Raw genomic sequence first — 23,940 nt, 5'->3', positions numbered from 1 at the left:
CAACACCCGGCAGCAGCGGCGCTATCCGTTCCCACGCCACATCCGTCAGCTCACCACGACCCACCACAAGATCAATTATCAGACAGAACCTAGGACACGCCGTCGAGCGGCCGGAGAAACCGGCGTTCGTAACGCTTGATGCAGCGCGTGTGACGAGCCAGTTCGAACGCGTCCTGGCACTCCGGATCAGACACGCTGTCCGTGCGGTACTGCTCGTACGCGGCGAGGCTGGGAAACGAGAAGAGGGCGTAGGCGATGTCGCTGTCGCCCTCACTCGGCAGGAAGTAGCCGTGGTGCGTCCCGCCGAAACGGTTGACGAGTCCCACCCAGCGACGGCCGTACTCCTCGAAGTCCGCCAGCTTGTCGGCGTCGATCTCGTACGTCAGATGAATAGTGATCATGCCTACATGATGCGGCGAGACGCCTCGGACGCGCACGCGGCCCGTGTGTCGCCCGCGCGCGCCTGGCGGTCGGGAGCGCTGAGGCAGGCCGGTTGAACGCCCTCGACGACCTCGGCGTCGGCGTGCCGGGAAGAGCAGTCGGAGCGGCAGGGCAAGCACTCACGTGACCCCGGGACCGCTCGCGCGTGACCGGATATTGGTGACTTGGGAGTTCGGATCGGGAGGCGGAGGATCTTGTCCAGAAAGTGATTGCGGGCGGCGCTGCATTCGAAGGGTCAAGCGCCTCGGGATCTCGCGGTCGCCACTCGTTCCGAGTAAAGGACACCATTCCATGGTCGCTCGAAATTCCCGGCCCCCTGTGAGGAACAAATTCGGAGGCTCCGACTCGTCGACGCTCTGGGAAAGCGCATGACCTCCGCAGAAGACGCGTTGCGCGCCTGGGCGGTGCACGGCAGGGTCGCGGATTTCCCCTACGCCCTATTTCTCGGGCATCTGCGGTCGGTCGGCAAGCACTTCCTGGACGCCGAACTCCTCCGCCTGTTGGACGAGATACGTCGTTCGGTGGCCGAGTCGGATTCGGATTCGGAGTCAGAATCCGAGGGCTGCGACGGGCCGCCCTTCCTGCACAGGTTCCTCGATGTCGTCCTCGACAAGCACGACGACCGTTACGACTACCCCAGTTACACCGCCCTGTCCCTGCTGACGCGGCCTGCGCCGGCCGACCGGCACGAGGCGCTGCGCTCACGCGACGAAATGGTGCTGCTCCTGCTCGCCGATCTCGTACGGTTCGAGGAGCGGGCGTCGACGGACACCCCGGACGCACCGCACGTCATGCCGCCGTCGCCCGAACTGGTCGCCAAACGGGCCCGGTTGGCCGTACGGGTGATGGAGTCCGCCGCCCTGCGCGCGCTGCCGTCGGGAGTCGTGGACGCCGTGGCTGTCGCCGCGGTCCCCGGCCGTACCCCCGGCGGTCCGCTGGCCGCGGAGATCCTGCGCAGCGCCGCGCCGGAGCAGGCCCTGGCGTTGTCGGCCAGCGTGCAGCCGGTGTACGTCCTGCACGACGAGTACCTCTTCCTGCGCACCCTTCAGTCGTTCGAGACGACGTTCACGTTCATGTCGTCCGCCCTGGCCACGGCGGTGCGGCGGCTCGACGACGACCGGCCGCAGGAGTCCGCCGAACTCGTCGGCGCCGTGGCCGACGTCCTCAAGGAATCGCTGCCCCTGTTCTCCCTGCTGGCGACCATGCGGCCCGAAGCCTTCCAGACCTTCCGGACCTTCACCGAAGGCGCGAGCGCCATCCAGTCCGCCGGCTACAAGACCTTCGAGTCGCTGTGCTCCACGCCGAGCCTCGCCCGGCTCGCCTCGTCCGCCTACACCTCCGTGCCTCGGGTGCGCGAGCGGGTGGTGAACGGGCAGGCCACCGTCCAGGGCACCTGGCACGCCCTGATCGCCGCACACCGGCTGGACCCGGCGGACGACGCCGCGCTCAGGGCGGCGGCGGACCGGCTGGAATCGGTGCACCAGCGGTGGAAGCAGACCCATTACCGCCTGGCCGTACGGATGATCGGCGAGCGGTCCGGCACCGGATACACGCAGGGTGTGCCCTACCTCGCGGCGGTCCTGGACAACCGGCTGTTCCCGGCCCCGGACCGGCACAGCGCCCTCGTCGGCTGAGCCGGCTCCCCACGCCCACGACCCCTTCGCCCGGAGGCGTTCCCCACGATGAGCAAGCAAGCGCAGCCCGGCAGGCCGGGAACGGCCCGCCGGACGATGAACCCCGAAGAGCGGAACCGTCTCTTCGTGTACGAGTACGACCGGGGCAGCAACTACGAAGAGGACACCCGGCTCACCGCCGCCCTGTCGGCCCTGCTGCCGGAGGACGGGCTTGTCCACCCGGACCAGCGGCTGTTCCAGACGGTGCACCTGATCACCGAGTACGCGTGGTGCGAGATGCACTACGAGATGCGTCGTGCGGCCGAGGGGCTGCGTGAGCGCGACTACCTTCTCGCCGCCCAACTGCTGGAACGCGCCGCGGCGATGGGCGACGTCGCGGTCCGGGCGCTTCAGGTGCTGCTGGACTTCCTGCCGCAGGAGAGCCTGCTGCTGATGCGTGAGACCTTCCCGGAGAACACCACCGGTCTCGACTCGCCCGGCGCCCGTAACCTGCGCCGTGCGGCCACCGCGTTGTGGCAGGAGACGGAGGCCGCCGTCGCCCGCGAGGGGATCGGCGTGCGGGAGCTCATCACGGCGCAGGGCCGCGCCGCGTCGCCGGCCCGCGAGGACCGGGCCCCCGACCTCGCCCTCGTACGGCAGGCGTTGCTGCGGCTCGACGGGGCGGTCGCGGCCTGGAAGCACCATCACCTGCGGCTGGTGTGGTCCCAGCTCGGCGGCCACCCCGAGACCGTCGCGTCCGCCGGCCCGGACACCCGGGAGGACCTGCCCAAGAGCCTGCGCGGCCAGTCCACGGCGGGCGTCCGCGCCATGGCCGAGCGAAGCCTCTTCCCGCGCCTGTGGGACTCCGTGGACGACACCTACCGGGCGTTCGTGCCCGACGAGCAGACACCTGCCTGAGCAGACATCCGCCTGACCAGAAGTACGGAAGGACACGACTGCCGTGACGGCGACCGAATCCGAGACACGCGGCACCGGTGAGCTCACCGAACTGGTGCGCAAGGCCTGGGCCGACGCACTCGGACACGACGAATTCACCGACGAGGACCACTTCTTCCAGGTCGGCGGCCACTCTCTGGGCGCCCTTCACGTCGTCAGGGACCTGGGCGCGGAGCTGGGCCGGAAGATCTCGGTGCGGGTCCTCTTCCGCAACCCCACGGTGGGTGGGCTGGCGCACGAGCTCGCGGCCGACGCGCCGGAGGTGCGCTCGTGAGCGGCCGCACGGCGAGGCTGCCGGTCTCGGCCGCCCAGACGGAGATCTGGCTCGCGGACCGCTGCGAGCCGGAGTCGGGCCGCTACAACGTGCCGGTGGCCCTGGAGTTCCTCGGCGACCTCGACGTACGGGCCCTGCGACGGGCCCTGTCCGACCTGCTCGCTCGGCGGCCCGAACTGGCCGGCCGCTTCGACGCCGAGGACGGGGACCTGTGGTTCCACCCGGAGCCGACGGCGCCGCTTCCCCTGAGCGTCGTACGGCGGTCCGGCTCGTGCCGTTCCGATGCGGCGCGCCAAGAGGCGGTCCGGGCGGCGCAGCGGCCCCTCGATCCGAGCGGCGCGCCCCTGCTGCGGGCCGAGGTGCTACACCACGACGACGGTGCCCTGATCGTGCTGACGATGCATCACATCGTCGCCGACGGACGCACCTTGGACGTCATCGCGGCCAACGTACTCGCCGCGTACCGCGTCCATGCCTCCACGGGCGGGTCCACCCGCGCCGACGCTTTTGTCGAACCGACGCGGCCCATCGCGGCCCACGACACGGAAGCAGCAGACGCGGAGCGCGCACCGGCACCGTACTGGTGTGACCTGCTCGCCGACGAGCCCGTCACCCTCGGCCCGCTGCCCGATCTGGTCCGCGGCGAGCAGCAGCTGCGGGGTACGGCCGGCTGGGTCGAGCGCACCCTGTCCGCGGAACGCCTCACCGCCGTACGGGACCTCGCCGTCGCGCATTCGGTGTCGCCCGCCATGGTGCTGCTGGCCGCGTGGAGCCTGCTGCTGCACGCCTGGTCCGGCGAGCAGGACGGCGTCCTGGGCATGCCGTTCGCCGGCCGTGACGCGCCGGGTACGCAGGACGCGGTGGGCCTGTTCACCCGGGTGCTGCCGGTCCGCAGCCGCGTGGCTGTCGACGAGGAGTTCGGCGCACACGCCCAGCGGCTGGGCGAGCAGGTGCTGGACTCCATGGAGGCGCTCGCCGACGGCGGACCGCCGCCGCCGGCGGCCACGCCCGCGTACCGGGCGGTGTTTCTGCACCAGCCCCGTACCGGCGGCGCCCAGACGGTGCCCGGAGCTCTCGTGCGCGTGGTGCACCTGGACACCGCCTCGGCGAAGTACGACCTCGCCCTGGCCGCCCTGGAGTACACCGACCGGCTGGTGCTGCGCCTCGACTACGACACCAGCCTGTACACCGAGACCTCCGCCGCGTTGATGGTCCGGCAGCTCGACGCGCTGCTCTCGGCCGCCGGGCGCCCGGGCGCCCGCTGCGGGGACCTGCTCGCCGCTCTGGCCGAAGCACCCCCGGGCGACGGACCGGCAACGGACGCCGGGGACACCGCCGCGCGACCGAGCGTGCCCGAGCTGGTCCTGCGGGAGGCCCGCCGTGCCCCCGACGCCGTCGCCGTCGTGCACGGCGAGCACGCCCTCACCTACCGCTCCCTGACCGAAGCGGCGGCGCGCGCCGCGCACTGGCTCCGGTCCGAGGCCGGCGTCCGCGACGGTGACCTGGTCGCCCTGGCGCTGCGGCCCGGTGCGCACACGATCACCGCGATGCTGGCCGTCACCATGGCCGGGGCCGCCTATCTGCCGCTCGACCCCGACCATCCCGACGCCCGGCTGCGGCTGGTCCTGGACGACGCCCGTCCCCGGCTGCTCATCGCCGAGCAGACCGGCACCGGCGGGGCGCCGGACGGGCTGCCCGTCCACACCACGCAGGACATCGCCCGCGCGTCCGCCGCCCTGCCCGGCACGCCGCCCGTCGTCGACAACCGCCCGGAGAGCGTGTTCAACGTCCTCTACACCTCCGGCTCCACGGGCCGCCCCAAGGGCGTCCTGCTGCACCACGGTGGTGTGGTGCGCCTGATGCACCGGCCGGACTTCCTGCCGCTCGGACCCGACGACACCGTCTCGCACCTCTCCCCGCTCAACTTCGACGGCGCGACCTACGAGATCTGGGGCGCCCTCACCCACGGCGCCCGGCTGGCCGTCCTCGACAAGGAACTCGTCCTCGACCCGCCCGCCCTGCGCACGGCCGTCCGCGACCTGGGCGTGACCACCCTGCTGGTCACCACTCCGCTGCTCAACCGCATCATCGAGGACGCGCCCGACCTCCTCCAGACGCTGCGGCGGGTGTACTTCGGCGGTGAGCTGGTCTCCGTGCCGCACCTGCGCAAGGCGCTGCGCTGGGCCCGCCCGGGCACCCTGCTGCACAGCTACGGCCCCACGGAGAACTCCTTCACCTCCACCTGGTGCCCCGTCGAGGAGGTGGCCGAAGCGGCCCGCACCCTGTCCATCGGCGCACCAGTGCCCGGCACCCGCGCCCACGTCGTCTTCGAGGGCACGCTCCTCCCCGCGCCGCCGTACATGCCCGGCGAACTCGTCCTCGGCGGTGACGGTGTGGCCCTCGGCTACCTCGGCGACCCCACCCGCACCGCCGAGCGGTTCTGGGCCGACCCGTTCGGCGACGAGCCGGGCGGCAGGCTCTACCGCACCGGCGACCGGGTGCGGTGGACCGCCGACGGCCGTCTGGAGTTCATCGGGCGCGCCGACAACCAGATCAAGATCAGGAGTCAGCGGGTCGAGCTCGGCGAGGTCGAGTCCGCCCTGCGCGCCCACCCGGACGTCACCGCGGCCTTCGTCACCAGCCGCCGCAACGACCGGGACGAGAAGGAGATCGTCGGTTACGCGGTGCTCGCCCGGCCCGGCGGCCGGCCCGAGGTCATGCGGCACCTGCGCGCGAGCCTGCCGGCGTTCGCCGTCCCCTCCCATCTGGTCGTCCTCGACGAGCTGCCGCTCACCCCCAACGGCAAGATCGACCGGCGGCGACTGCCCCGCCCCGAGGACACCGCGGCGTCGGCGGCCCCGTCACCGGCGCGAGCGGAGACCCGGGACGCCGCCGCCCCCGCGCCCGGCCTCCACGAGGCGGTCCGCGGCGCTTGGCAAGAGGTGCTGGGCGAACGCGCCTTCGGCCCCCACGACAACTTCTTCGACGTGGGCGGCCACTCGCTCCTCCTCGTCCGGCTCCAGGCCGCACTGCGCCGCGCCACCGGGACCGGGCCGTCCATCGGCGACCTGCTGCGCCACACCACCGTCCGGTCGCAGACCCGCCTGGTCGGCGGCGACACGAGCGACACCCCGCGCCCGGCCGCCGCGCGCTTCACGGCACGGCCCGTGTCCGGGCCCGACGACGACGCCATCGCCGTCGTCGGCATGGGCGCGCGGTTCGCCGGCTCCGCCGACCTGGCCGCGTTCTGGGACAACCTGCGCACCGGACGGGACTGCTTCTCCGAGGGGCCCGGTCCGCTGATCACCGAACTGCCCGGCGGGCAGCGGCGGGTGGCGCGCTGGGGCATGGTCGCCGAGGGCACCCGCTACGACGCCGACTTCCTCGGCTTCAGCGAGGACGACCTGCGCCACGGTGACCCTCAGCAGGGAGTGCTGCACGAGGTGCTGTGGTCGGCCGTCGAGGACGCCTCCCTGCGGCTGTCCGACATCGCCTCCCGCACCAGCCTCTACGCGGGCTGCGCCAAGGTCCTCGACACCGACCCCGAGGCCCGGGTGGACGACGTCGTCAACGCCGACCCCACCTTCGTCGCCTCCCGCTTCGCCTACCTGCACGACCTGTGGGGCGAGGCGCTGCTGCTGGACACCGCCTGCTCCACCGGCCTGTACGCGGTCCATCTGGCCTGCCGCAGCCTGCTCACCGGCAGCAGCGACTACGCCCTCGCCGGTGCGGTCTCCCTCGACCCGGCCTCCGACGGCAGTTACCGCCACCGTCCGGGCTTCCTCTACGCCGACGACGGCATGTGCCGGCCCTTCGACCGGCGCGCCTCCGGAACCGTGGGCGGATTCGGCGCCGGAGCGGTGCTGCTCCGCCGCCTCGCCGACGCCGAACGCGACGGTGACCCGGTCTACGCGGTGATCCGGGGGAGCGCGGTCAACAACGACGGCAAGGCGCGCATCGGCTACTCCGCACCCGGAGTCGACGGCCAGTCGCGGGTCATCCGCGAGGCCCTGGCCGCCGCCGGTGTCGGCGGCGCCGACATCGGCTTCGTCGAGGCCCACGGCACCGGGACCCGCCTCGGCGACGCCATCGAGATGACGGCCCTGGCCGACGCGCTCGGGCGGACGGGCCCGCCGGTCGCCGTCGGATCGGTCAAGGCGTCGATCGGGCACTGCAACACCGCCGCCGGCATCGCCGGACTCATCAAGGCCGTGCTCGCCGTCCACCACGGGCACCTGCCCGCCACGCCCAATGTCGCCGAACCCATCGACGAACTGGGCGCGGACAGCCGTCTGTCCCTCCTGGGCGAGGGCCGCGCCTGGACCGAGCGGACGGACCGGCCGCGCACGGCCGGCGTCAGCTCCTTCGGCGTGGGCGGCACCAACGCCCATGTGGTCGTGCAGCAGCACCGGGCCGCGTCGGCGGCAGTCGTCCTCCCGCAGCCGGAAAGGGTGTGACCCGCCGATGAACCGACCCCTGACCGTGACGGACCTCCCGCGTGTGCTGGCCGTGTCCGCCCGGGATCCCGAGTCCCTGGCCGAGACGCGCGGCCGCCTGGCCGCGTGGCTGGAGAACACGCCGGACGCCGACCTCGACGACGTGGCCCTGACCCTGAGGACAGGCCGTGAACGCTTTCCGTGCCGGTACGCCGTCACCGGTGATTCGGCCGCCGAAGTCGCCGCGCTGCTCGCGGACGTCGGCGCCCCGGCGGACCCGGACCCGGCGCCCGTGCGGGCCCCTGGTGACGGTCCCCTCCTCCTGCTCGACGGCACGGCGCTCACTTCGGCATCCGTGGACCTCCCGGAGGTGGCCGACGCCCTGCGGGTCGCCAGGGGGCACACCGACGTCGAGGCGGCCCGTACCGTCGCCGTCCTGTACGGCCTGGCGGCCTGGCTGCGGGCCCGTGGCGTGACCCCGTGTGCCGTGCGCGGAACGGGAGCCGGCGCTCTCGCCGCCGCGGCGGTACGCGGAGACCTCACCCTGCCGGACGCGCTGTCGGCCGCCGCCGCGGGCATCCCGGGAACCGACGAGGACCTCCCCGAGGAGCACACCGGAGCGCCCGTCGTCGTGATCGGCGCACCCCGGCCGGACGCGCCCGACGCGCTCACCCTCGACCCGGCCGACGGCACCTCGTACGCGCGGCTGCTCGCCGAACTGTGGCGGCGGGGCTACGAAGCGGACACCTCGCTGGGCCGCCCCGGCAGCCGGGTCCGGCTGCCCGGACACCCGTTCCGACGCCGCGAACCGGGCGGCCCCGCGCCGGCCGACGCGGCGCCCACCCGCCCACTCACGCCGTACGAACAGCGCTGGCTGTTCTACGACCTGGTCCGGCACGGCTCCTCCGGCGACCACAACGCGGCCGTCGCGACCGTCGTACCGGGACCGCCGCCCGCGCCCGACGTCCTGAGCGCCGCCTTCGCCGAACTCCAGCGCAGGCACCCGGCCCTGCGCACCGTCTTCAGCGAACCGGGCGGGCGCTGGCAGGCCCGCACCCTGCCCACCCCGGACGCCCGGCCCGCCGCCCTCGTCCCCGACCCCGACAGCGGGCCGGAACACCTGCGGGAGTCGGTGCTGGACGCGGCCCGACAGCCACTCCCCCTGCGCGACACACCGTTGGTGCGCTGCTGCTCCCGCGGCGGACCCGCCCACTGGGCAGTGGCGCTGGCCGTCTACGAACCGCTCACCGCCACGCTCGACCCCCGGCGCCTGCTCGACGAACTCGTCGGCCTGGTGGGCGCCGACACCCCGCCTGCGCCACCCCAACCCGCCTGACACGGAACGGACATCGCCATGACCCTCCTGCACACCCCGCCCGACGCGCTGCCCGCCGACTGGTACGGCGCCGCACCCGCCCCGATCGGCGTCGACCAGGCCTTCAACGGCTACGTCGCCGCAACCGTCGTACACACCCTCGACCGGCTCGGCGTCTGGGACCGGCTGGCCGCCGAACCTCGCCTGGACCTCGCCGACTTCGTGCGCTCCGCCGGTCCCGCGGTCCGCGAGCGCGTCGTCCGCGAGGTGATGCGCGCCGCGGCCGTGTGCGGCTGGCTGCGGCTGGAGGACGACGGAGACACCGCGGTCCTCACCGACGCCGGACGCGAGACGCTCCGTATGCGCGGCTACTTCACCTGGGCGGTCGGCGGCTACAGCGACGTCTTCTCCGGCGCCGCCCGACTGGCCACCGGCGAGGCCACGTTCGGCGACACCCTGCTGCGCGACGAGGCGATGGTCGCCCTCGGCTCCGGCCAGAACGACCGCTCCTTCATGTCCACCACCCTCGACGACGTCCTCGACGGCATCGACTTCCGCACCCTCGCCGACCTCGGCAGCGGCATCTCAGCCCGGGTCAGCCGGGTCGTCGGCGCCCGGCCCGGCACCCGCGGCCTCGGCCTGGACATCAGCGGCCCCGCCACCGAACTCGGCCACCGCACCATCGCCGAGGCAGGCCTTCAGGACCGGGTCCGGGCGATCCGCGCCGACGTGCTCGACGTGTGCCACCGCGAGGCCCACCACGACGCCATCGCCGAGGTGGACACCGTGATGAGCTTCTTCCTGCTGCACGACCTGCTCGCCGACCCCGCCACCCGCCCGCACCTGTTCACCCGGCTGCGCGAGGCGTTCCCGGCCGCCCGGACCTTCGTCCTCGCCGACACCATGCTCCGCCCCGAGGCCGAGGGCTCCGCCACCCTGCCGGTGTTCTCCCTCGGCTACGAACTCGCCCACGCGCTCATGGGCGTACCGCTGCACACCAAGGAGACGTACGAGGACCTGTTCGCGGCCGCCGGCCTCCACCCGGTCCGCACGGTCCCCTTCGGCACCCCGCACTCGTGGCTGTACGTCCTGGAAGCGCGGTGAGCGCCAACCCCCTCGCGGTCCTGCGCGAGTTCTCCCCGCGCACCCGGGCCGTGCTGGCGGTCAACGCGGTCAACTCCTTCGGCGGCGGCCTGGTCCTGCCGTTCCTCTGGATCTACCTGGACCAGGTCCGCGGCCTGGCGTCCTGGATTCCCGCCGCCACCCTCGCCGTCCAGGCCGCCACCGCCGTCGTCGGCGGCCTCGCCTGGGGCGCCGTCCTGGACCGGCTCGCGCCGCGCACCGTCGTCACGCTGGTGATGTGCGTCGCCGGCCTCGGCACCGGCCTGTACGCCTTCGTCACCTCGGCGCCGGCCGCGCTCACCGCCGCGGTCGTGTACGGGCTCGGCATCAGCGGCGTGGGCACGGTCCTGCGCTATCTGTACGCCGGTGCCGCAACGGCCCGGGAGCGCGGGCTCGCCTTCTCGGCCGACTACGCCGTGTTCAACGCGATGACCGGCATCGGCGTCCTCGTCGGCGGCCTCGTCGCCGCCTCGGGGCCGGGATCCCGCGCCGCCCGCTTCACGACGCTCTACATCGCCGACGGCGCCACCTTCCTGGCCGCCGGCGCCGCCTTCCTCCTGCTGCTGCCGCGCATCGAACGCGGCGGCGGGAAGACGGCCCCGGCGGGACCGGCCGGCTACCGCGAGGTGCTCGGACAGCGGGCTCTCGCGGTGCTGCTGGCCACGGTGACGCTGTGCTCGCTGGTGTCGTACGGGCAGCTCCGATCCGGTCTGCCCGGCTATCTCACGGCCGGCGGCGCCGTGGGCCCGGAGGGACTGTCCGGCACCTTCGCCGTGAACGTCGTCGTCGCCGTGCTCACCCAGGTGGCCCTCGGCGAGCGCGTCCAGCGCGTGCGGCGCAGCACCGTGCTGTCCCTCACCGGCCTCCTGTGGGCCGCGGCCTGGGCCCTCGTGCTGGTCGCGGGCCGCCAGCACGGCACCGCCGCGACCGTCACGGCCATGGCCGGGGTGCTGCTGCTGTCGGTGGGGGAGGCCCTGGTGTTCCCCGTGGTCACCGGGCTCCTCAACGACCTCGCCGAGGAACGCGCCCGGGGCCGGGTCAACGCCATGCTGTCGGTGGCCGTCTCCACCGGCTCGGTGGCCGGTCCCCTCCTCGCCGGGGCCACGCTCCCGCTCGCCGACGGTCTGCCGCTGATCGTCGCCCTGATCGCCGTCTGCGCCGCCGTCGCCCTCGTGGGACCGGCCTTGCGCCGCACCCTGCCGGCCGGCGCCGACCTGCCCCACCCGGCACCGGAAGCCGAGGCCGACGAGCCGACGGCCGCGGCCGCCGGCACCGGATCCGCACCCGTCACCGCCGCCAGCGGCTCCTAGGAGGTAACCGTCATGCAGCACTGGCCACTGAGCGGCATCACCGTGCGCACCCCGCTCGTCGAACTGCGCTGGCCCACCCCGCAGGACCTCGACGCGCTCGCCGCACTGGGCGCCGAAGGCGTGCACGCGCCCGGCTTCATGCCCTTCTTCTCGCAGTGGACGGACGGCGATCCGGCCGCCGTCGCCCGCCGGGTCCTCCAGCGCCACTGGAACGCCATGGCCCACTGGAGTCCCGACGACTGGACGCTGTACCTGGTGGTGGTGCACGACGGCGAGGTGGTGGGCTCCCAGTCGCTGGGCGCACGCGACTTCGCGGTGACCCGCGAGGTGCTCCTGACCTCCTGGCTCGGCCTGCGCCACCAGGGCCTGGGCCTGGGCGGCCACGCGCGCGCCGCCGTCCTCGAACTGGCCTTCGCCGGCCTCGGCGCACAGGACGCGTTCTCCGTCGTACGGCGGGAGAACACCGCCTCGCAGGCCGTGTGCCGCAAGTTCGGCTTCTCCCACGACGGCACGCAGATCAACGCCGTACGCGGACTGCGCGCCGTCAGCGACCGCTACCGGCTGCGCCGCGCGGACTGGGAGGCGTCACGCGTCGTCCCCGCGGAGATCGGCGGCCTGGAGCCGGCGCTCGCCATGTTCGGGGCCGAGGCCACGACGGGCGCACCCGCGGCCACCGCGCTGTCCGCCGCCCTCTCCGGCGTGCGCTACGCACCCGACCCCGACCACGTCGACGCCTGAGGACGGCCGGTTATGCCACGCCCCGTGATCGCCGTCGTCTACGACTTCGGCTCCGTCGCCCCCGCGGACATCGTGGACCGTCTCGAACCGCTCGGGGACGTCGTCCTCGCCGTGTGCCGCTCGGCCCACACCGAGCAGATCGCCCCGCTTCTGGCCGACCTGGCGCCGGTCGTCGCCGTGGACGGTGACAGCGCACCCGCCCTCGACGAAGCAGCCGCGCGTCTCACGGCACACCGCCCCGACGCCGTGCTCACCTTCAGCGAGCGCCGCCTCGCCACGACGGCGGAACTCGCCGCGCGACTCGGACTGCCGTACCACGACGCCGACACCGTACGGCTGCTGACGGACAAGTACGAGCAGCGGCGCAGGCTCCGTGAGCGGGGCGTGGACCCGGTGCGGACACGGCTGATGCGCACCCCACGGGACTGGGCGCCCGCGCTCGCCGCGGTGGGGCTGCCCGCGGTCCTCAAGCCGGTCCGCGGCGAGGGCAGCCGCAGCACCCATCTGGTGCGGGACGCGGACACCGGCGCCGCGCTCGCGGCAGAACTGCTGACCGGCGCGGACGCCGAGGAGGCCCTCGTCCTGGAGGAGTACCTGGCGGGAGTCGACCGTGCCCCGTTCGGTGACCACGTCTCCGTGGAGAGCGCGGTGGTGGACGGCCGGGTCACGCACTGGGCGGTGACCGGGAAGTTCCCGCTGGCCCCGCCGTTCCGCGAGGTCGGTCACTACTGGCCGGCACCCCTCGCCGACGCCGAACGGGCGGCGGTGCTCGATCTGGCCGGCCGCGCGCTCGAGGCACTCGGACTGCGCACCGGCATCACCCACACCGAGGTCAAACTGACCGCTCACGGCCCCCGGCTGATCGAGGTCAACGGCAGGCTGGGCGGATTCCAGAGCGGCCTCGGCCGGCTGGCGGGCGGACTGGACCCGGTGGCCCTGGCGGGCCGGCTGGCGCTGGGCGGCCCCGCCCCCGAGACCTGGGCGCCGCGGGAGCGGGTGGTGTACGCCCGTGCGGTCCCGGCCCCCACCGAGGGCGGCCTGCTGACCGGCGTGCACGGGGTCGCGGACGCGCTCGCCGCACCCGGCCTCGACGGCTACGAGACCCGCGTGCGGCCCGGCACCCGGCTCCCACCCGGCGTCGGCACCGCCGAACTGGCCGTGCTGTGGGGCACGGCCGACGACCACGCCGCCATGCTCGCCGCCCTGGACCAAGCCCTCGACGCCCTCACCTACACCTTCACCGACGCCCCCGGAACACCGGACGCCCCCGGAACACCGGACGCCCCCGGAACACCGGACACGCGCACCGTGCGCGCCCGCGACCTGGCCGCCCCCGGCCCGCTCACCTCCCTCGACCGATGAGAGGCCCCCAGATGACCACCGAGACGCCGACTTCCACCCCGACTCCGGCTCCGGCTCCGCGTGCGGCAGGTGCCGAGATCCGCACCGACATTCCCCGGTTCCTGCCGGTGGCCGGGCACCACGCACCGGCGCCCTTCTACCTGACGGCCGACATGTTCGGCGGCGTCCCCGTCGAGCTGGCCGGCGGCCCCATCGACCACCTGGTCGGCAAGCCGGTCGCCGATCCCCACCGGCACGAGGTCGACGAGATCTACTTCCTCGTCTCGCCCCACCCAGGAGGCGCCCGCATCGAGGTCCTCGTCGACGGCGACCGGCACGAGCTGACCTCGCCCGCTCTGCTGCGCGTTCCCGCCGGGGCCGAGCACCGCTTCCTCACCCTTCAGGCCGAGCCCGGCAGTTACTGCTTCGGCCTGCTGCTCGGCGGTGGACGATGACCGCCCCGGTCCTCCCGCGCACCCCGGCCGGCGCACCCGTGCGCCTCCACCTCAGCGAGAGCCCGTACGGCCCGAGCCCGCACGCCCTGGCCGCCGCCCACCGGGCCGTCGACGACACCGGGACCTATCCCGACCCCGCCCGCACCGCGCCCGCCCACGCCGTCGCCGAACTGCTGGGCGTCCGGCCGGACCAGGTCGCAGTCGCCAACGGCAGTGACGAACTGGTCCTGCTCAGCGCGCTGTGCCTGGGCGACCGGCAGCGCCCCGGGGTCACCACCGCGGGCACCTTCCCCGGCTACCGGATCTGCCTGGAGAACGTCGGTCGCGGCTGCCGCGAGGTTCCCCCGGACGGCGTCGACGCGCTGGCCGACGCCTTCGACGGCGCGGGCGTGGCGTACGTGTGCAACCCGCACAACCCGACCGGGGGCGCCCTGGACCGGGCCGCGTTCGACCTCCTCGTCGAACGGGCGGCCGCCACCGGCACCCCCCTCGTGGTGGACGAGGCCTACCTGGACTTCGCCCCGCCCGGCACCCCCCAGGTCCTCGACTACCTCGGCACCGGCGCTCCCGTGCTGGCGCTGCGCACCTTCTCCAAGGCGCACGGGCTGGCCGGGCTGCGCATCGGCTACGCCGTGGGCGGCGCCGACCTCGTGGGCCGGCTGCGCGAGGTGCAGGGCAGCATGCCGTTCAGTGTCAACCGGGCCGCCCAGGCCGCCGCCGTGGCCGCGCTCGCCGACCACGGTCACCTGGAGCGGGTACGGCGGGGCAATGCCGTGGCCCGTGAGCGGTTCCGGGCCGATCTGGCCGTCCGGGGGCGCGGGGCGCTGCCGTCGGTGACCAACTTCCTCGCCGTACCGGTGCCCGACTCGGCGCGGGCCGAACGGCTGCTGGAGCGCGACCACGGCATCCTCGTCCGCGACGCGGGCCGCTTCGGACTCGACGGGTACCTGCGGATCTCCGTCGGCGCCTCCGCGGACCTCGAACGCCTCCTCGACGCCCTCGACATAGTCGCCCCCGTCACCACCCCCGCCCCCGTCACCACCCCCGGGCCCGTCACCGCCCCCGCGCCTGGCACCGCCCCCGCTCCGGTCCCTGCCCCCGTCACCGACCCCGAACTCGGCCTGACACCGCCCTCCCGCGCCACCGCACGGGAACATCTGTGACGCGAGTGATCGCCCTCGACACCGGCCGCCTCCGACTGCGGGAGGTGCTGCCGGCCGAGGCCCTGGAACTTCGGGAGGGCCGGCCCGGCGGACTGGACTGGCTGGGCGGCACCCCCGGGGAGGGCTCGCGGGAAGCGGCGGGGCTGCTCGCCGACGCGCACGCGGCCGGATCGCACCGGCCCGGCTGGGGCATGTACGTGCTCGTCCGCATCGAGGACGGCCTCGTCGTCGGCGGCATGGGATTCCAGGGTCCGCCGACGGGCGGACACGTCGAGATCGGCTTCGACCTGCACCCGGACGCCCGCGGCCGCGGGTACGCGACCGAGGCCCTGGCCGCGCTCGCCCACTGGGCGCTGGGCGAAACGGGCGTCGACACGGTCATCGCCACGACCACGCACACCAACACCGCCTCCCGACGCGTCATGGAGCGGGCCGGCTTCGCCCGCCGCCCCGACCGCGACGGGCAGCTCCTCTACACCCTCACCACCTGACCGGACGCCGGCCCACACCCGATCCGGCAGTGCCGCCCACACCCGATCCGGCAGTGCCGCCCACACCCGATCCGGCAGTGCCGCCCGCACCTGATCCGGCGGTGGCGCGCGGCCGTGACCGCGCTTCGCTCCGCTCCGAGAACCCACCCGCCGCCCATGGCCGGGAGAAACCGAGGCACCCCGTGAGAACCGCACCCCCGCCGGCCGCGCCCCCCACCCGGGAGGCCCCCGAGGCGCTCGCCCAGCCGTACGGCTACCGACGCCACGAGGCCGTCGAGCCCGACTGGCGGCGCTTCGCGGCCTGGCGGGACGTCACCGCCGCCGAGTGGCGCGACCCGCAGTGGCAGCGCGCCCACTGCGTCAAGGGAGTCCGGCAGCTGCGCGAGGTGGCCGGGACCGGGCTCGACGACGCGTTCTACGACGATCTCGCGGCCGACCAGGCGCAGTTCGCGACCATGCCGATCCTGCTCACCCCGCAGGTCCTCAACACCATCGCTCCCACGTCCGCCCCCGACACCACCGCCTGGTACGCCGACCCCGTCCGCCGCTACATGCTGCCCGTCGCCAGCGACCGGCACCCCAGGTGGCCCAGTCACCCGCTCGCCTCCCGCGACTCCCTGCACGAAGCCGAGATGTGGGTGGTCGAGGGACTCACCCACCGCTACCCGACCAAGGTGCTCGCCGAACTCGTCACCACCTGCCCGCAGTACTGCGGGCACTGCACCCGGATGGATCTGGTCGGCACCTCGACCCCGCAGATCGACAAGTACCGCTTCGTGCTGCGCCCGGCGGACCGCCTGGACCGGATGATCGCCTATCTGCGCGCCACCCCCACCGTGCGCGACGTCGTGGTCTCCGGCGGCGATGTCGCCAACGTGCCCTGGCCACGGCTGCGTTCGTTCGTGGACCGGCTTCTCGACCTGGACAACGTCCGGGACATCCGGCTCGCCAGCAAGGGGCTGGTCGGACTGCCCCAGCACTGGCTCGCCCCCGAGGTGCTCGACGGCATGGCCCAGCTCGCCGCCAAGGCGTCCGCGCGCGGCGTCGGCCTGGCGATGCACACGCACGCCAACAGCGTCCAGCAGGTCACCCCGCTGGTCGCCGAGGCCTCCCGCGCGCTGCTGGCCGCCGGCCTGCGCGACATACGCAACCAGGGTGTGCTCCTGCACGGCGTCAACCACACCCCCGAGGCCCTGCTCGACCTGTGCTTCGCCCTGCTCGACAGCGCCCAGATCATGCCGTACTACTTCTACCTCTGCGACATCGTGCCCGGCGCCGAGCACTGGCGGCTCCCGCTGTCCGAGGCCCAGCGCCTGCAGCACGCCATCATGGGCTACCTGCCCGGCTTCGCCACCCCCCGGCTGGTGTGCGACGTGCCCTACGTCGGCAAGCGCTGGGTGCACCAGGCCGACGCCTACGACCGCGAACTGGGCATCTCCGACTGGTCCAAGAACTATCTGACCTCGGTCGAGCACGACGACCCCGCGGCGCTGCGCCGCACCCACCACTACTACGACCCGCTGCACACCCTGCCCGACGCCGGTCAGGCGCACTGGGCGCAGTGGAAGCCGGAGGAGACCCGGTGAACGGCGGTACGCGGACGCAGGGTTCACCGCTCGGACTGCACCGGGTGCTCGCGCCGGCCGGAGTGCTGCCGCAGGCCGCCGAGCGGCTCGACCCCGACTCCCCGCTGCGCGAGGACGAACTGCGCATCGACGTGGAGTACCTCAACCTGGACGCGGCGTCCTACCGGCAGCTCCACGAGGAGCACGGCGGGGACGGGAACGCGATACGGGAGGCGGTGTGCCGGATCGTGCGCGAGCGCGGCAAGATGCACAACCCGGTCACCGGCTCCGGCGGCATGCTGATCGGCACCGTGGCCGAGGCCGGGCCGCGCACCCCGCTCGGCCTCGAGCCCGGCGACCGGGTGGCCAGCCTGGTCTCCCTCACCCTGACCCCGCTGACGCTGACCGACGGGCTGCGCGACTGGGACGGGCTGGGGGAGCGCGTACCGGCCCGCGGGCACGCCGTCCTCTTCGGCCGGTCGGTCGCCGCGGCCCTGCCCGCCGACCTGCCCGACGAACTCTCCCTCGCGGTACTCGACGTGTGCGGTGCACCCGCGCTGACGGCCCGTACCGTCGCCGAGTACGCCGCCCGGTCCGGCATCGCGCCCTCCGTGGCCGTTCTGGGCGCGGCCGGCAAGTCGGGCTGTCTGGCGCTGGCGGCCGCCCGCCGCGCGGGCGCCGGGCGGCTCGTGGGCGTCGTGCCCGACGGCGCGGAGGAGGCCGCGCTCACCGCGTCCGGCCTGGCCGGCACGGTCCTGCGAGCCGACGCCCGCGACGCGGTCGAGCTGAGCGGCCGGCTCGACGGGTCCGGCGGTCCCGTCGACATCACCGTGGTCTGCACCGACGTACCCGGCTGTGAGCACGCGGCGGTGCTGGCGACGCGCGACGGCGGCACGGTCGTCTTCTTCTCGATGGCCACCTCGTTCCCCACGGCCGCGCTCGGCGCCGAGGGGCTGCGCGCCGACGTCACCATGCTGATCGGCAACGGCTATCAGCCCGGCCACGCCGAGCAGGCGCTGGACCTGGTGCGCACCGAGCCGGGGGTGCGGCAGCTGTTCGCCCGCAGACTCGCACCGTCCCGTACCGGCACTGCCGTCTCCGAGCCTCCAGCTGCCCCGATCGACACCGCCGCCGCTCAGCCCCTGGCTGCCCCGGCCGGCGCCGCCGTTGGGTCTCCGGCTAACCGGGCCGGCGCTGATGCCGTTGGGTCTCCGGCTAACCGGGCCGGCGCTGATGCCGTTGGGTCTCCGGCTGACCGGGCTGGCGCTGATGCCGTTCGGTCTCCGGCTAACCGGGCCGGCGCTGATGCCGTTCGGCCTCTGGCTAACCGGGCCGGCATCGCCGCCGCTCGGCCTCCAGTTGCCCCGGCCGGCATCGCTGTGGCCCAGCCTGCGGTTGCCCCGGCCGGAACCGCCGCTCCCAGCCCCATGGCCGTCCCCGTCGGCAAGCTCGGGCTCGACCCCCGGCTGATGCGCCGTGCACGGGAGCTGGCCGTGCGCGCCGGACGCCCGGTGGTGGACATGGCCCGGTCCCACACCACCGTGGCGGTCGAGCGGGCCGCGCTGCGGCTGGCAGGGCTGTCCGGTGCCGACGCCGAGGGCATTCCCTGGGTCAACCGGCTGGTGGACGCGGTGCGTGACCAGGTCGGTCTGGAGCACGGGGTGGCGCTGCCGGTCTGGCACGCGCTGCGCACCGGGACGAGCCGCGACCTCACCGAGCTGGCCGCCCGCGCCACCGCCCGGGACGTGTCCTTCCGGCTGCCCGAGGGCGCCGCGGCCGAGAGTGCCGTACGCGACGCCCGCCGGGCCATGGCCCAGGGCCTGACGGTCATCGACGGCCGCCGCCGGGAACGCGAGCGCCTGATCCGGCGGGGGAGCAGGCCCCGCGGTCCGCTCGTCTACCTGATTGTGGCCACCGGCGACATCCACGAGGACGTCCGCCAGGCCGTGGCGGCGGCCCGCGGCGGCGCCGACGTCATCGCGGTCATCCGCTCCACCGGTCAGTCGCTGCTCGACTACGTGCCGCACGGCGCCACCCGCGAGGGCTACGCCGGCACCTACGCCACCCAGGAGAACTTCCGCCTGATGCGCGCCGCCCTGGACGAGGTGTCGGCGCAGCTCGGCCGCTACGTCCGCCTGACCAACTACGCGTCGGGACTGTGCATGCCGGAGATCGCCGTACTGGCCGGTCTGGAACGGCTCGACATGATGCTCAACGACTCGATGTACGGCATCCTCTTCCGCGACATCAACCCGGTCCGCACCTTCGTCGACCAGCGGTTCTCCCGGCAACTGCACGCCCGCGCCGGCATCGTCATCAACACGGGCGAGGACAACTACCTCACCACCGCCGACGCGATGCAGGCGGCCCACACGGTCACCGCCAGCCAGCTGCTGAACGAGTACTTCGGCAAGGAGGCGGGGCTCACCGACGCCCAACTCGGCCTGGGGCACGCCTTCGAGATCGACCCGGACCTGCCCGACTCGTTCCGGATGGAGCTGGCCCACGCCCTGCTCGCCCGCGAACTGTTCCCCGACGCCCCGCTCAAGTGGATGCCCCCGACCCGCCACATGACGGGTGACGTCTTCCGCGGCTATCTGCTCAACGGGTTCTTCAACCTGGCCGGGGCCCTGACCCGGCAGGACATCCTGCTGGTCGGCATGATGACCGAGGCCGTCGTCACCCCCTTCCTCTCCGACCGCGACCTGGCGCTGCAGAACGTCCGGTACGTGATGGACGCCGCCGGCGCCCTGGAGGAGGACTTCCGGCCCGCTCCCGGCGGTGTCATCGCCCGGCGCGCGGACGTGGTGCTGCGCGAGGCCGTCGGCCTGCTGGAGCGACTGTGCGACCGCGGACTGCTGGACGCCATCGCCGAGGGCACCTTCGGCGGTATGCGCCGTCCCGTCGACGGCGGCCGCGGCCGGGACGGGGTGGCCGAGCGCGCCCCCGGCTACCGCAACCCCGCCATCGAGCTGCTGGACGCGTCCGCGGACCCCGACCCAGAAGGAGACGACCAGCGATGAACACCCCCGCAGGGCCGCCGTCCGCGGTCCGTCCCTACGGGGACACCACCGACGACGGCATGGTGCAGCTGTCGTTCACCCTCCCCCTGCCGCACGGCCCCCTCGCCGAGGCCGCGGCCCTCCAACTGGCGCGCCGCATGGGCATCGAGCGCCCCCTGCTGGTCCACGCCCGGCCGGTGAGCACCGAGTTCAGCTTCTTCGTCGTCTACGGCGCGGTCGCACACCGGGTGGAACTGGACACGGTCGACGTCCTGGAGCGGGAGTACCCGCTGCTGTCGGCCGAGGAGGTCGACGAGACCGTGCACCAGGGCCTGGGACGCGAACTGGTCGTGGTCGGCGCGTGCATCGGAACGGACGCCCACACCGTCGGCATCGACGCCATCCTCAACATCAAGGGCTTCGCCGGGCAGAAGGGCCTCGAGTACTACCACTCGATGCGGGTCGTCAACCTCGGCGCCCAGGTCGCGGTGGCCGACCTGGTGCGGCGGGCGGTGAGCGAGCGCGCCGACGCCGTTCTGGTCTCCCAGGCCGTCACCCAGCGCGACGCGCACCTGACCAACGTGCGCGAACTCGGCGCCGAACTGGACGTGGCGTTCGCCGGGCGCTCCCGACCCCTGCTCGTGGTGGGCGGACCTCGCTTCGACCCCGGCATGGCCGCCGAACTGGGCGTCGACCGCGTCTTCGGACGCGGCACCACCCCCGACGACGTGGCCAGCTACCTCGCCCACGCCCTGACCTACGGGCGGACCACCGCGTCGGACGACAGGAGCGCCGTATGAGGCCCCTACAGCAGGCCCCGCAACCGGTCCTGCATCCGGCCCCGCATCCGGCCCCGCAACCGGTCCTGCATCCGGCCCCGCATCCGGCCCCGCAACCGGTCCTACAGCAGGCCCCGCATCCGGTCCCGCGACCGGTCCCGCGACCGGTCCCGCAGCCGGTCCGCGCGGCGGCTGCCGAGGACCGGCTCGACGCCCGGTTCCGCGCTGTCGCCGCCCGCGAGCCCGACCGTACGGCCGTCACCGACGCCCGGGGTTCGGTCACCTACGGCCGGCTCGCCGAGCAGGCCGACGCCGTCACCCTCGCCCTGCGCGGCCGGGTGACCGCGGGTCAGCCCGTCGCGCTGCGCGCCGGGCGGTCCCGGCACGCGCTGGCCGGGCTCCTCGGCATCCTGGGCGCCGGAGCCTCCTATCTGCCGGTCGACCCCGGGTATCCGCCGGAGCGGCAGCGCCATCTCCTCGACGACTCGGGCACCCGGCTGATCCTCACCGAAGGACCGCCGGCGCCCGGCGAGACACCGCTCGCCACGCTGGGACCGCTCGTCCTCGTCTCCCGTCCGCCCGCCCCCGCCCCCGCCGAGACCCCCGCCCTCCCGTCGGACACCGCCTACACCATCTACACCTCCGGCTCCACCGGCGCACCGAAGGGCTGCGTCGTCGGACACGCGCAGGTGCTGGCCCTGCTGGACGCCGCGGTACCCCTGTTCGACGTCGCAGCCGATGACGTGTGGACGCTGTTCCATTCCTGGAGCTTCGACTTCAGCGTGTGGGAGATCTGGGGCGCCCTGCTGTACGGCGGCCGGGCGCTGGTCGTCGACCGGGAGACGGCCGCCGACCCCGAGGCCTTCGCCGGGCTGCTGGCGGCCGAGCGGGTCACCGTGCTCAACCAGGTGCCCTCCGCCTTCGGCAACCTCGTCACCGAGGCGGCGGCCGCAGGGGTGCGACTCCCGGCCCTGCGCCACGTCGTCCTCGGCGGCGAGGCTCTCGTGCCCGGCGACATACGCCGCTGGTGGGACGCGGGCCCGGCACCGGCCGCGACCGTCACCAACATGTACGGCATCACGGAGACCACCGTCCATGTCACCCACTGCACCGTCACGGCCGACGTCCTGCGCGAGGCCGGTGGCGGACGCACCCCGATCGGGCGGCCGTTGGGCCACCTGACCGTGGAGCTGCGGGACGGGCAGGGGGAGTTGGTGGCGCCGGGGCAACCCGGGGAGCTGTGGGTGGGCGGTGCGGGTGTGAGCCACGGCTACCTCGGCCGCCCCGGACTCACCGCGGAGCGCTTCCCCACAGCGCCGGACGGCACGGGCCGCCGCTATCGCAGCGGTGACTGGGCCGTGGCCGGCGCCGACGGCCTGCTGTACTACGCGGGCCGGATGGACGGCCAGGTCAAACTGCGTGGCTTCCGCATCGAACTCGGCGAGATCGAGGCGCAGTTGCGCGCGCTCCCCGGCGTCGACGGCGCCGCCTGCCTCGTCGACGACAGCGGCCGTGCACCGATGCTCAGCGCCTTTCTGGTCGCCGACCGTGACGCACTGCCCCCGGACCGGGTGCGTGAGCACCTGGCCGAGCGACTGCCCGCGCACATGCTGCCGCAGCGGCTGCGCTACCTCGACCGGCTGCCGCTCACCCCGCACGGCAAGCTGGACCGGACGGCCCTGGCGGCCGTGTCCGGCACCGGCCCGCGCGGGGAAGACGCCCTGAACCTCACGATGCGAGGCGGTGACCACCGTGCCGGTTGAATTCATCGGGATGATCGGGACCAAGGACTCCGAGGGCGGCTCCCACGGGCCCGCCGTCGACCCCGAGTTCACCCGGCGCTTCGCGCGCGTGCACGAGGAGGCCGGGTTCGACCGCGTCCTGATCGGCCACAGTTCCAGCTCGCCCGACGGCGCCCAGGTCGCCGCGTACGTGGCCGCGCACACCGAGCGCCTCGGACTGCTGCTGGCCCACCGGCCGGGCATCCTCGCCCCGACCGCGGCCGCGCGGTCCTTCGCCACCCTCGATCACTTCAGCGGCGGGCGACTCGCTGTCCACGTCATCTCCGGCGGGAACGACGCCGAACAGCGGCGCGACGGCGACTACCTGGACAAGGACGACCGCTACGCCCGCACCGACGAGTTCCTGGAGGTCGTGAAGCGGGCGTGGACCGAACCGGAGGGCTTCGGCCACGAGGGCCCCCGCTACCGGTTCGAGGACCACCGCTCCGAGGTACGCCCGCTGCAACACCCGACGATCCCGTTGTACTTCGGGGGTTCCTCGCCCGCCGCCCACCGGGTGGGCGGCAAACACGCGGACGTGTTCGCGCTGTGGGGCGAGCCACTGGCCGAGACCGCCGAGCAGATCGCGGCCGTGCGGGCCGCGGCGCGCTCGGCCGGACGCACGGTGCCGCCCAGGATCAGCGTGTCGTTCCGGCCGGTGCTGGGCCGTACCGAGGAGGAGGCGTGGGAGCGGGCGTACGGCGTCCTCGAGGCGATCCGCCGGCGCGGCACGGCGGGTTCCTTCTTCGACCGCGGCCGGCCGCCGTTGCCGCTCGGGCCGTCGGCGCGTCCCGAGAACGTCGGCTCCCAGCGGTTGCTGGCCGCCGCGGCGAAGGGCGAGCGGCACGACCGGGCCCTGTGGACCGCGCCCGCGGCGGCCACCGGGGCGGCGGGCAACTCCACCGCGCTGGTGGGGACTCCGGAGACGGTGGCCCAGGCCCTGTCGGACTACATGGACATCGGGGTGACGACCTTCCTGCTGCGCGGGTACGAACCGCTGCGTGACGCCGAGGAGTTCGGGCGGACGCTGCTGCCGCTGGTGCGCCAGGAGGCGGAGCGGCGCGAACGGTCGGCGGTGGTCGCGGACTGAGCGGTGGGGCGCGCCGGGGCGCACAGCACGACGGCGGAGGGCGCCGGTGGGGATCACCCACCGGCGC

Annotated in this window: 18 protein-coding genes; 17 read left to right on the top strand and 1 reads right to left on the bottom strand. The window is 74.1% G+C overall.

What is annotated here, in order from left to right; translation table 11 throughout:
* Positions 1 to 89: 89 nt before the first annotated feature.
* Entirely contained in the window at positions 90 to 401 is a 312-nt protein-coding gene (locus tag ACFWBD_RS39195; RefSeq protein WP_385678245.1) for an NIPSNAP family protein, read from the bottom strand.
* Positions 402 to 809: 408 nt separating this feature from the next.
* On the opposite strand from ACFWBD_RS39195, the gene ACFWBD_RS39190 reads away from it, so the two are divergent.
* The 17 genes from ACFWBD_RS39190 (at position 810) to ACFWBD_RS39110 (ending at position 23,873) form a co-directional block, all read left to right on the top strand.
* Positions 810 to 2,075: a hypothetical protein gene (locus ACFWBD_RS39190; RefSeq protein ID WP_385678242.1), complete on the top strand. Its 1,266-nt coding sequence runs from the start codon at positions 810 to 812 to the stop codon at positions 2,073 to 2,075.
* A 48-nt stretch (positions 2,076 to 2,123) separates the two neighbouring features.
* The gene (locus ACFWBD_RS39185) at positions 2,124 to 2,972 is read left to right on the top strand and encodes a hypothetical protein (protein ID WP_385678240.1); all 849 of its coding nucleotides are present in this window, start codon (positions 2,124 to 2,126) and stop codon (positions 2,970 to 2,972) included.
* A gap of 43 nt (positions 2,973 to 3,015) precedes the next feature.
* On the top strand, positions 3,016 to 3,285 hold the full coding sequence (locus ACFWBD_RS39180) for an acyl carrier protein (protein WP_385678237.1): 270 nt from the start codon (positions 3,016 to 3,018) through the stop codon (positions 3,283 to 3,285).
* The gene (locus ACFWBD_RS39175) at positions 3,282 to 7,742 is read left to right on the top strand and encodes an amino acid adenylation domain-containing protein (RefSeq protein ID WP_385678234.1); all 4,461 of its coding nucleotides are present in this window, start codon (positions 3,282 to 3,284) and stop codon (positions 7,740 to 7,742) included. Before ACFWBD_RS39180 ends, ACFWBD_RS39175 begins: the two co-directional genes overlap by 4 nt.
* A gap of 7 nt (positions 7,743 to 7,749) precedes the next feature.
* On the top strand, positions 7,750 to 9,057 hold the full coding sequence (locus ACFWBD_RS39170; RefSeq protein ID WP_385678231.1) for a hypothetical protein: 1,308 nt from the start codon (positions 7,750 to 7,752) through the stop codon (positions 9,055 to 9,057).
* Positions 9,058 to 9,075: 18 nt separating this feature from the next.
* On the top strand, positions 9,076 to 10,140 hold the full coding sequence (locus ACFWBD_RS39165) for a methyltransferase (protein WP_385678228.1): 1,065 nt from the start codon (positions 9,076 to 9,078) through the stop codon (positions 10,138 to 10,140).
* Positions 10,137 to 11,468, top strand: coding sequence for an MFS transporter (locus ACFWBD_RS39160; protein WP_385678226.1), 1,332 nt, complete (start codon positions 10,137 to 10,139; stop codon positions 11,466 to 11,468). Before ACFWBD_RS39165 ends, ACFWBD_RS39160 begins: the two co-directional genes overlap by 4 nt.
* Positions 11,469 to 11,480: 12 nt before the next feature.
* Positions 11,481 to 12,206 (top strand): GNAT family N-acetyltransferase, encoded by a 726-nt coding sequence (locus ACFWBD_RS39155; RefSeq protein WP_385678223.1) that lies wholly within the window; start codon positions 11,481 to 11,483, stop codon positions 12,204 to 12,206.
* Positions 12,207 to 12,218: 12 nt separating this feature from the next.
* Positions 12,219 to 13,568, top strand: coding sequence for an ATP-grasp domain-containing protein (locus ACFWBD_RS39150; RefSeq protein ID WP_385678221.1), 1,350 nt, complete (start codon positions 12,219 to 12,221; stop codon positions 13,566 to 13,568).
* Positions 13,569 to 13,579: 11 nt separating this feature from the next.
* Positions 13,580 to 14,002, top strand: a complete 423-nt coding sequence (locus ACFWBD_RS39145) for a cupin domain-containing protein (RefSeq protein ID WP_385678219.1) — start codon at positions 13,580 to 13,582, stop codon at positions 14,000 to 14,002.
* Positions 13,999 to 15,165 (top strand): pyridoxal phosphate-dependent aminotransferase, encoded by a 1,167-nt coding sequence (locus ACFWBD_RS39140; RefSeq protein WP_385678217.1) that lies wholly within the window; start codon positions 13,999 to 14,001, stop codon positions 15,163 to 15,165. Before ACFWBD_RS39145 ends, ACFWBD_RS39140 begins: the two co-directional genes overlap by 4 nt.
* Positions 15,162 to 15,656 (top strand): GNAT family N-acetyltransferase, encoded by a 495-nt coding sequence (locus tag ACFWBD_RS39135; protein WP_385678214.1) that lies wholly within the window; start codon positions 15,162 to 15,164, stop codon positions 15,654 to 15,656. The genes ACFWBD_RS39140 and ACFWBD_RS39135 overlap by 4 nt, the downstream gene beginning before the upstream one ends.
* Positions 15,657 to 15,838: 182 nt before the next feature.
* Positions 15,839 to 17,242, top strand: coding sequence for a KamA family radical SAM protein (locus tag ACFWBD_RS39130; RefSeq protein WP_385678211.1), 1,404 nt, complete (start codon positions 15,839 to 15,841; stop codon positions 17,240 to 17,242).
* Positions 17,239 to 20,244 (top strand): lysine 5,6-aminomutase subunit alpha TIM-barrel domain-containing protein, encoded by a 3,006-nt coding sequence (locus ACFWBD_RS39125; protein ID WP_385678208.1) that lies wholly within the window; start codon positions 17,239 to 17,241, stop codon positions 20,242 to 20,244. Before ACFWBD_RS39130 ends, ACFWBD_RS39125 begins: the two co-directional genes overlap by 4 nt.
* Positions 20,241 to 21,023: an OAM dimerization domain-containing protein gene (locus ACFWBD_RS39120; protein ID WP_385678206.1), complete on the top strand. Its 783-nt coding sequence runs from the start codon at positions 20,241 to 20,243 to the stop codon at positions 21,021 to 21,023. Before ACFWBD_RS39125 ends, ACFWBD_RS39120 begins: the two co-directional genes overlap by 4 nt.
* The gene (locus tag ACFWBD_RS39115; protein WP_385678203.1) at positions 21,020 to 22,765 is read left to right on the top strand and encodes an amino acid adenylation domain-containing protein; all 1,746 of its coding nucleotides are present in this window, start codon (positions 21,020 to 21,022) and stop codon (positions 22,763 to 22,765) included. The genes ACFWBD_RS39120 and ACFWBD_RS39115 overlap by 4 nt, the downstream gene beginning before the upstream one ends.
* Complete coding sequence (locus ACFWBD_RS39110; protein ID WP_385678248.1) at positions 22,755 to 23,873, top strand: LLM class flavin-dependent oxidoreductase; 1,119 nt, start codon at positions 22,755 to 22,757, stop codon at positions 23,871 to 23,873. The genes ACFWBD_RS39115 and ACFWBD_RS39110 overlap by 11 nt, the downstream gene beginning before the upstream one ends.
* Positions 23,874 to 23,940 lie beyond the last annotated feature (67 nt).

The organism is Streptomyces sp. NPDC060002 (genome assembly GCF_042737245.1).
Lineage (GTDB): Bacteria > Actinomycetota > Actinomycetes > Streptomycetales > Streptomycetaceae > Streptomyces.
This window is presented reverse-complemented; position numbering and strand designations above follow the sequence as displayed.

What these genes read in the sequence shown, in the direction of transcription:
- ACFWBD_RS39190 (WP_385678242.1), top strand. Translation starts at nt 810, where the DNA reads ATGACCTCCGCAGAAGACGCGTTGCGCGCCTGGGCGGTGCACGGCAGG.
- ACFWBD_RS39155 (WP_385678223.1), top strand. Translation starts at nt 11,481, where the DNA reads ATGCAGCACTGGCCACTGAGCGGCATCACCGTGCGCACCCCGCTCGTC.
- ACFWBD_RS39185 (WP_385678240.1), top strand. Translation starts at nt 2,124, where the DNA reads ATGAGCAAGCAAGCGCAGCCCGGCAGGCCGGGAACGGCCCGCCGGACG.
- ACFWBD_RS39115 (WP_385678203.1), top strand. Translation starts at nt 21,020, where the DNA reads ATGAGGCCCCTACAGCAGGCCCCGCAACCGGTCCTGCATCCGGCCCCG.
- ACFWBD_RS39170 (WP_385678231.1), top strand. Translation starts at nt 7,750, where the DNA reads ATGAACCGACCCCTGACCGTGACGGACCTCCCGCGTGTGCTGGCCGTG.
- ACFWBD_RS39150 (WP_385678221.1), top strand. Translation starts at nt 12,219, where the DNA reads ATGCCACGCCCCGTGATCGCCGTCGTCTACGACTTCGGCTCCGTCGCC.
- ACFWBD_RS39120 (WP_385678206.1), top strand. Translation starts at nt 20,241, where the DNA reads ATGAACACCCCCGCAGGGCCGCCGTCCGCGGTCCGTCCCTACGGGGAC.
- ACFWBD_RS39145 (WP_385678219.1), top strand. Translation starts at nt 13,580, where the DNA reads ATGACCACCGAGACGCCGACTTCCACCCCGACTCCGGCTCCGGCTCCG.
- ACFWBD_RS39195 (WP_385678245.1), bottom strand. Translation starts at nt 401, where the DNA reads ATGATCACTATTCATCTGACGTACGAGATCGACGCCGACAAGCTGGCG.
- ACFWBD_RS39165 (WP_385678228.1), top strand. Translation starts at nt 9,076, where the DNA reads ATGACCCTCCTGCACACCCCGCCCGACGCGCTGCCCGCCGACTGGTAC.
- ACFWBD_RS39140 (WP_385678217.1), top strand. Translation starts at nt 13,999, where the DNA reads ATGACCGCCCCGGTCCTCCCGCGCACCCCGGCCGGCGCACCCGTGCGC.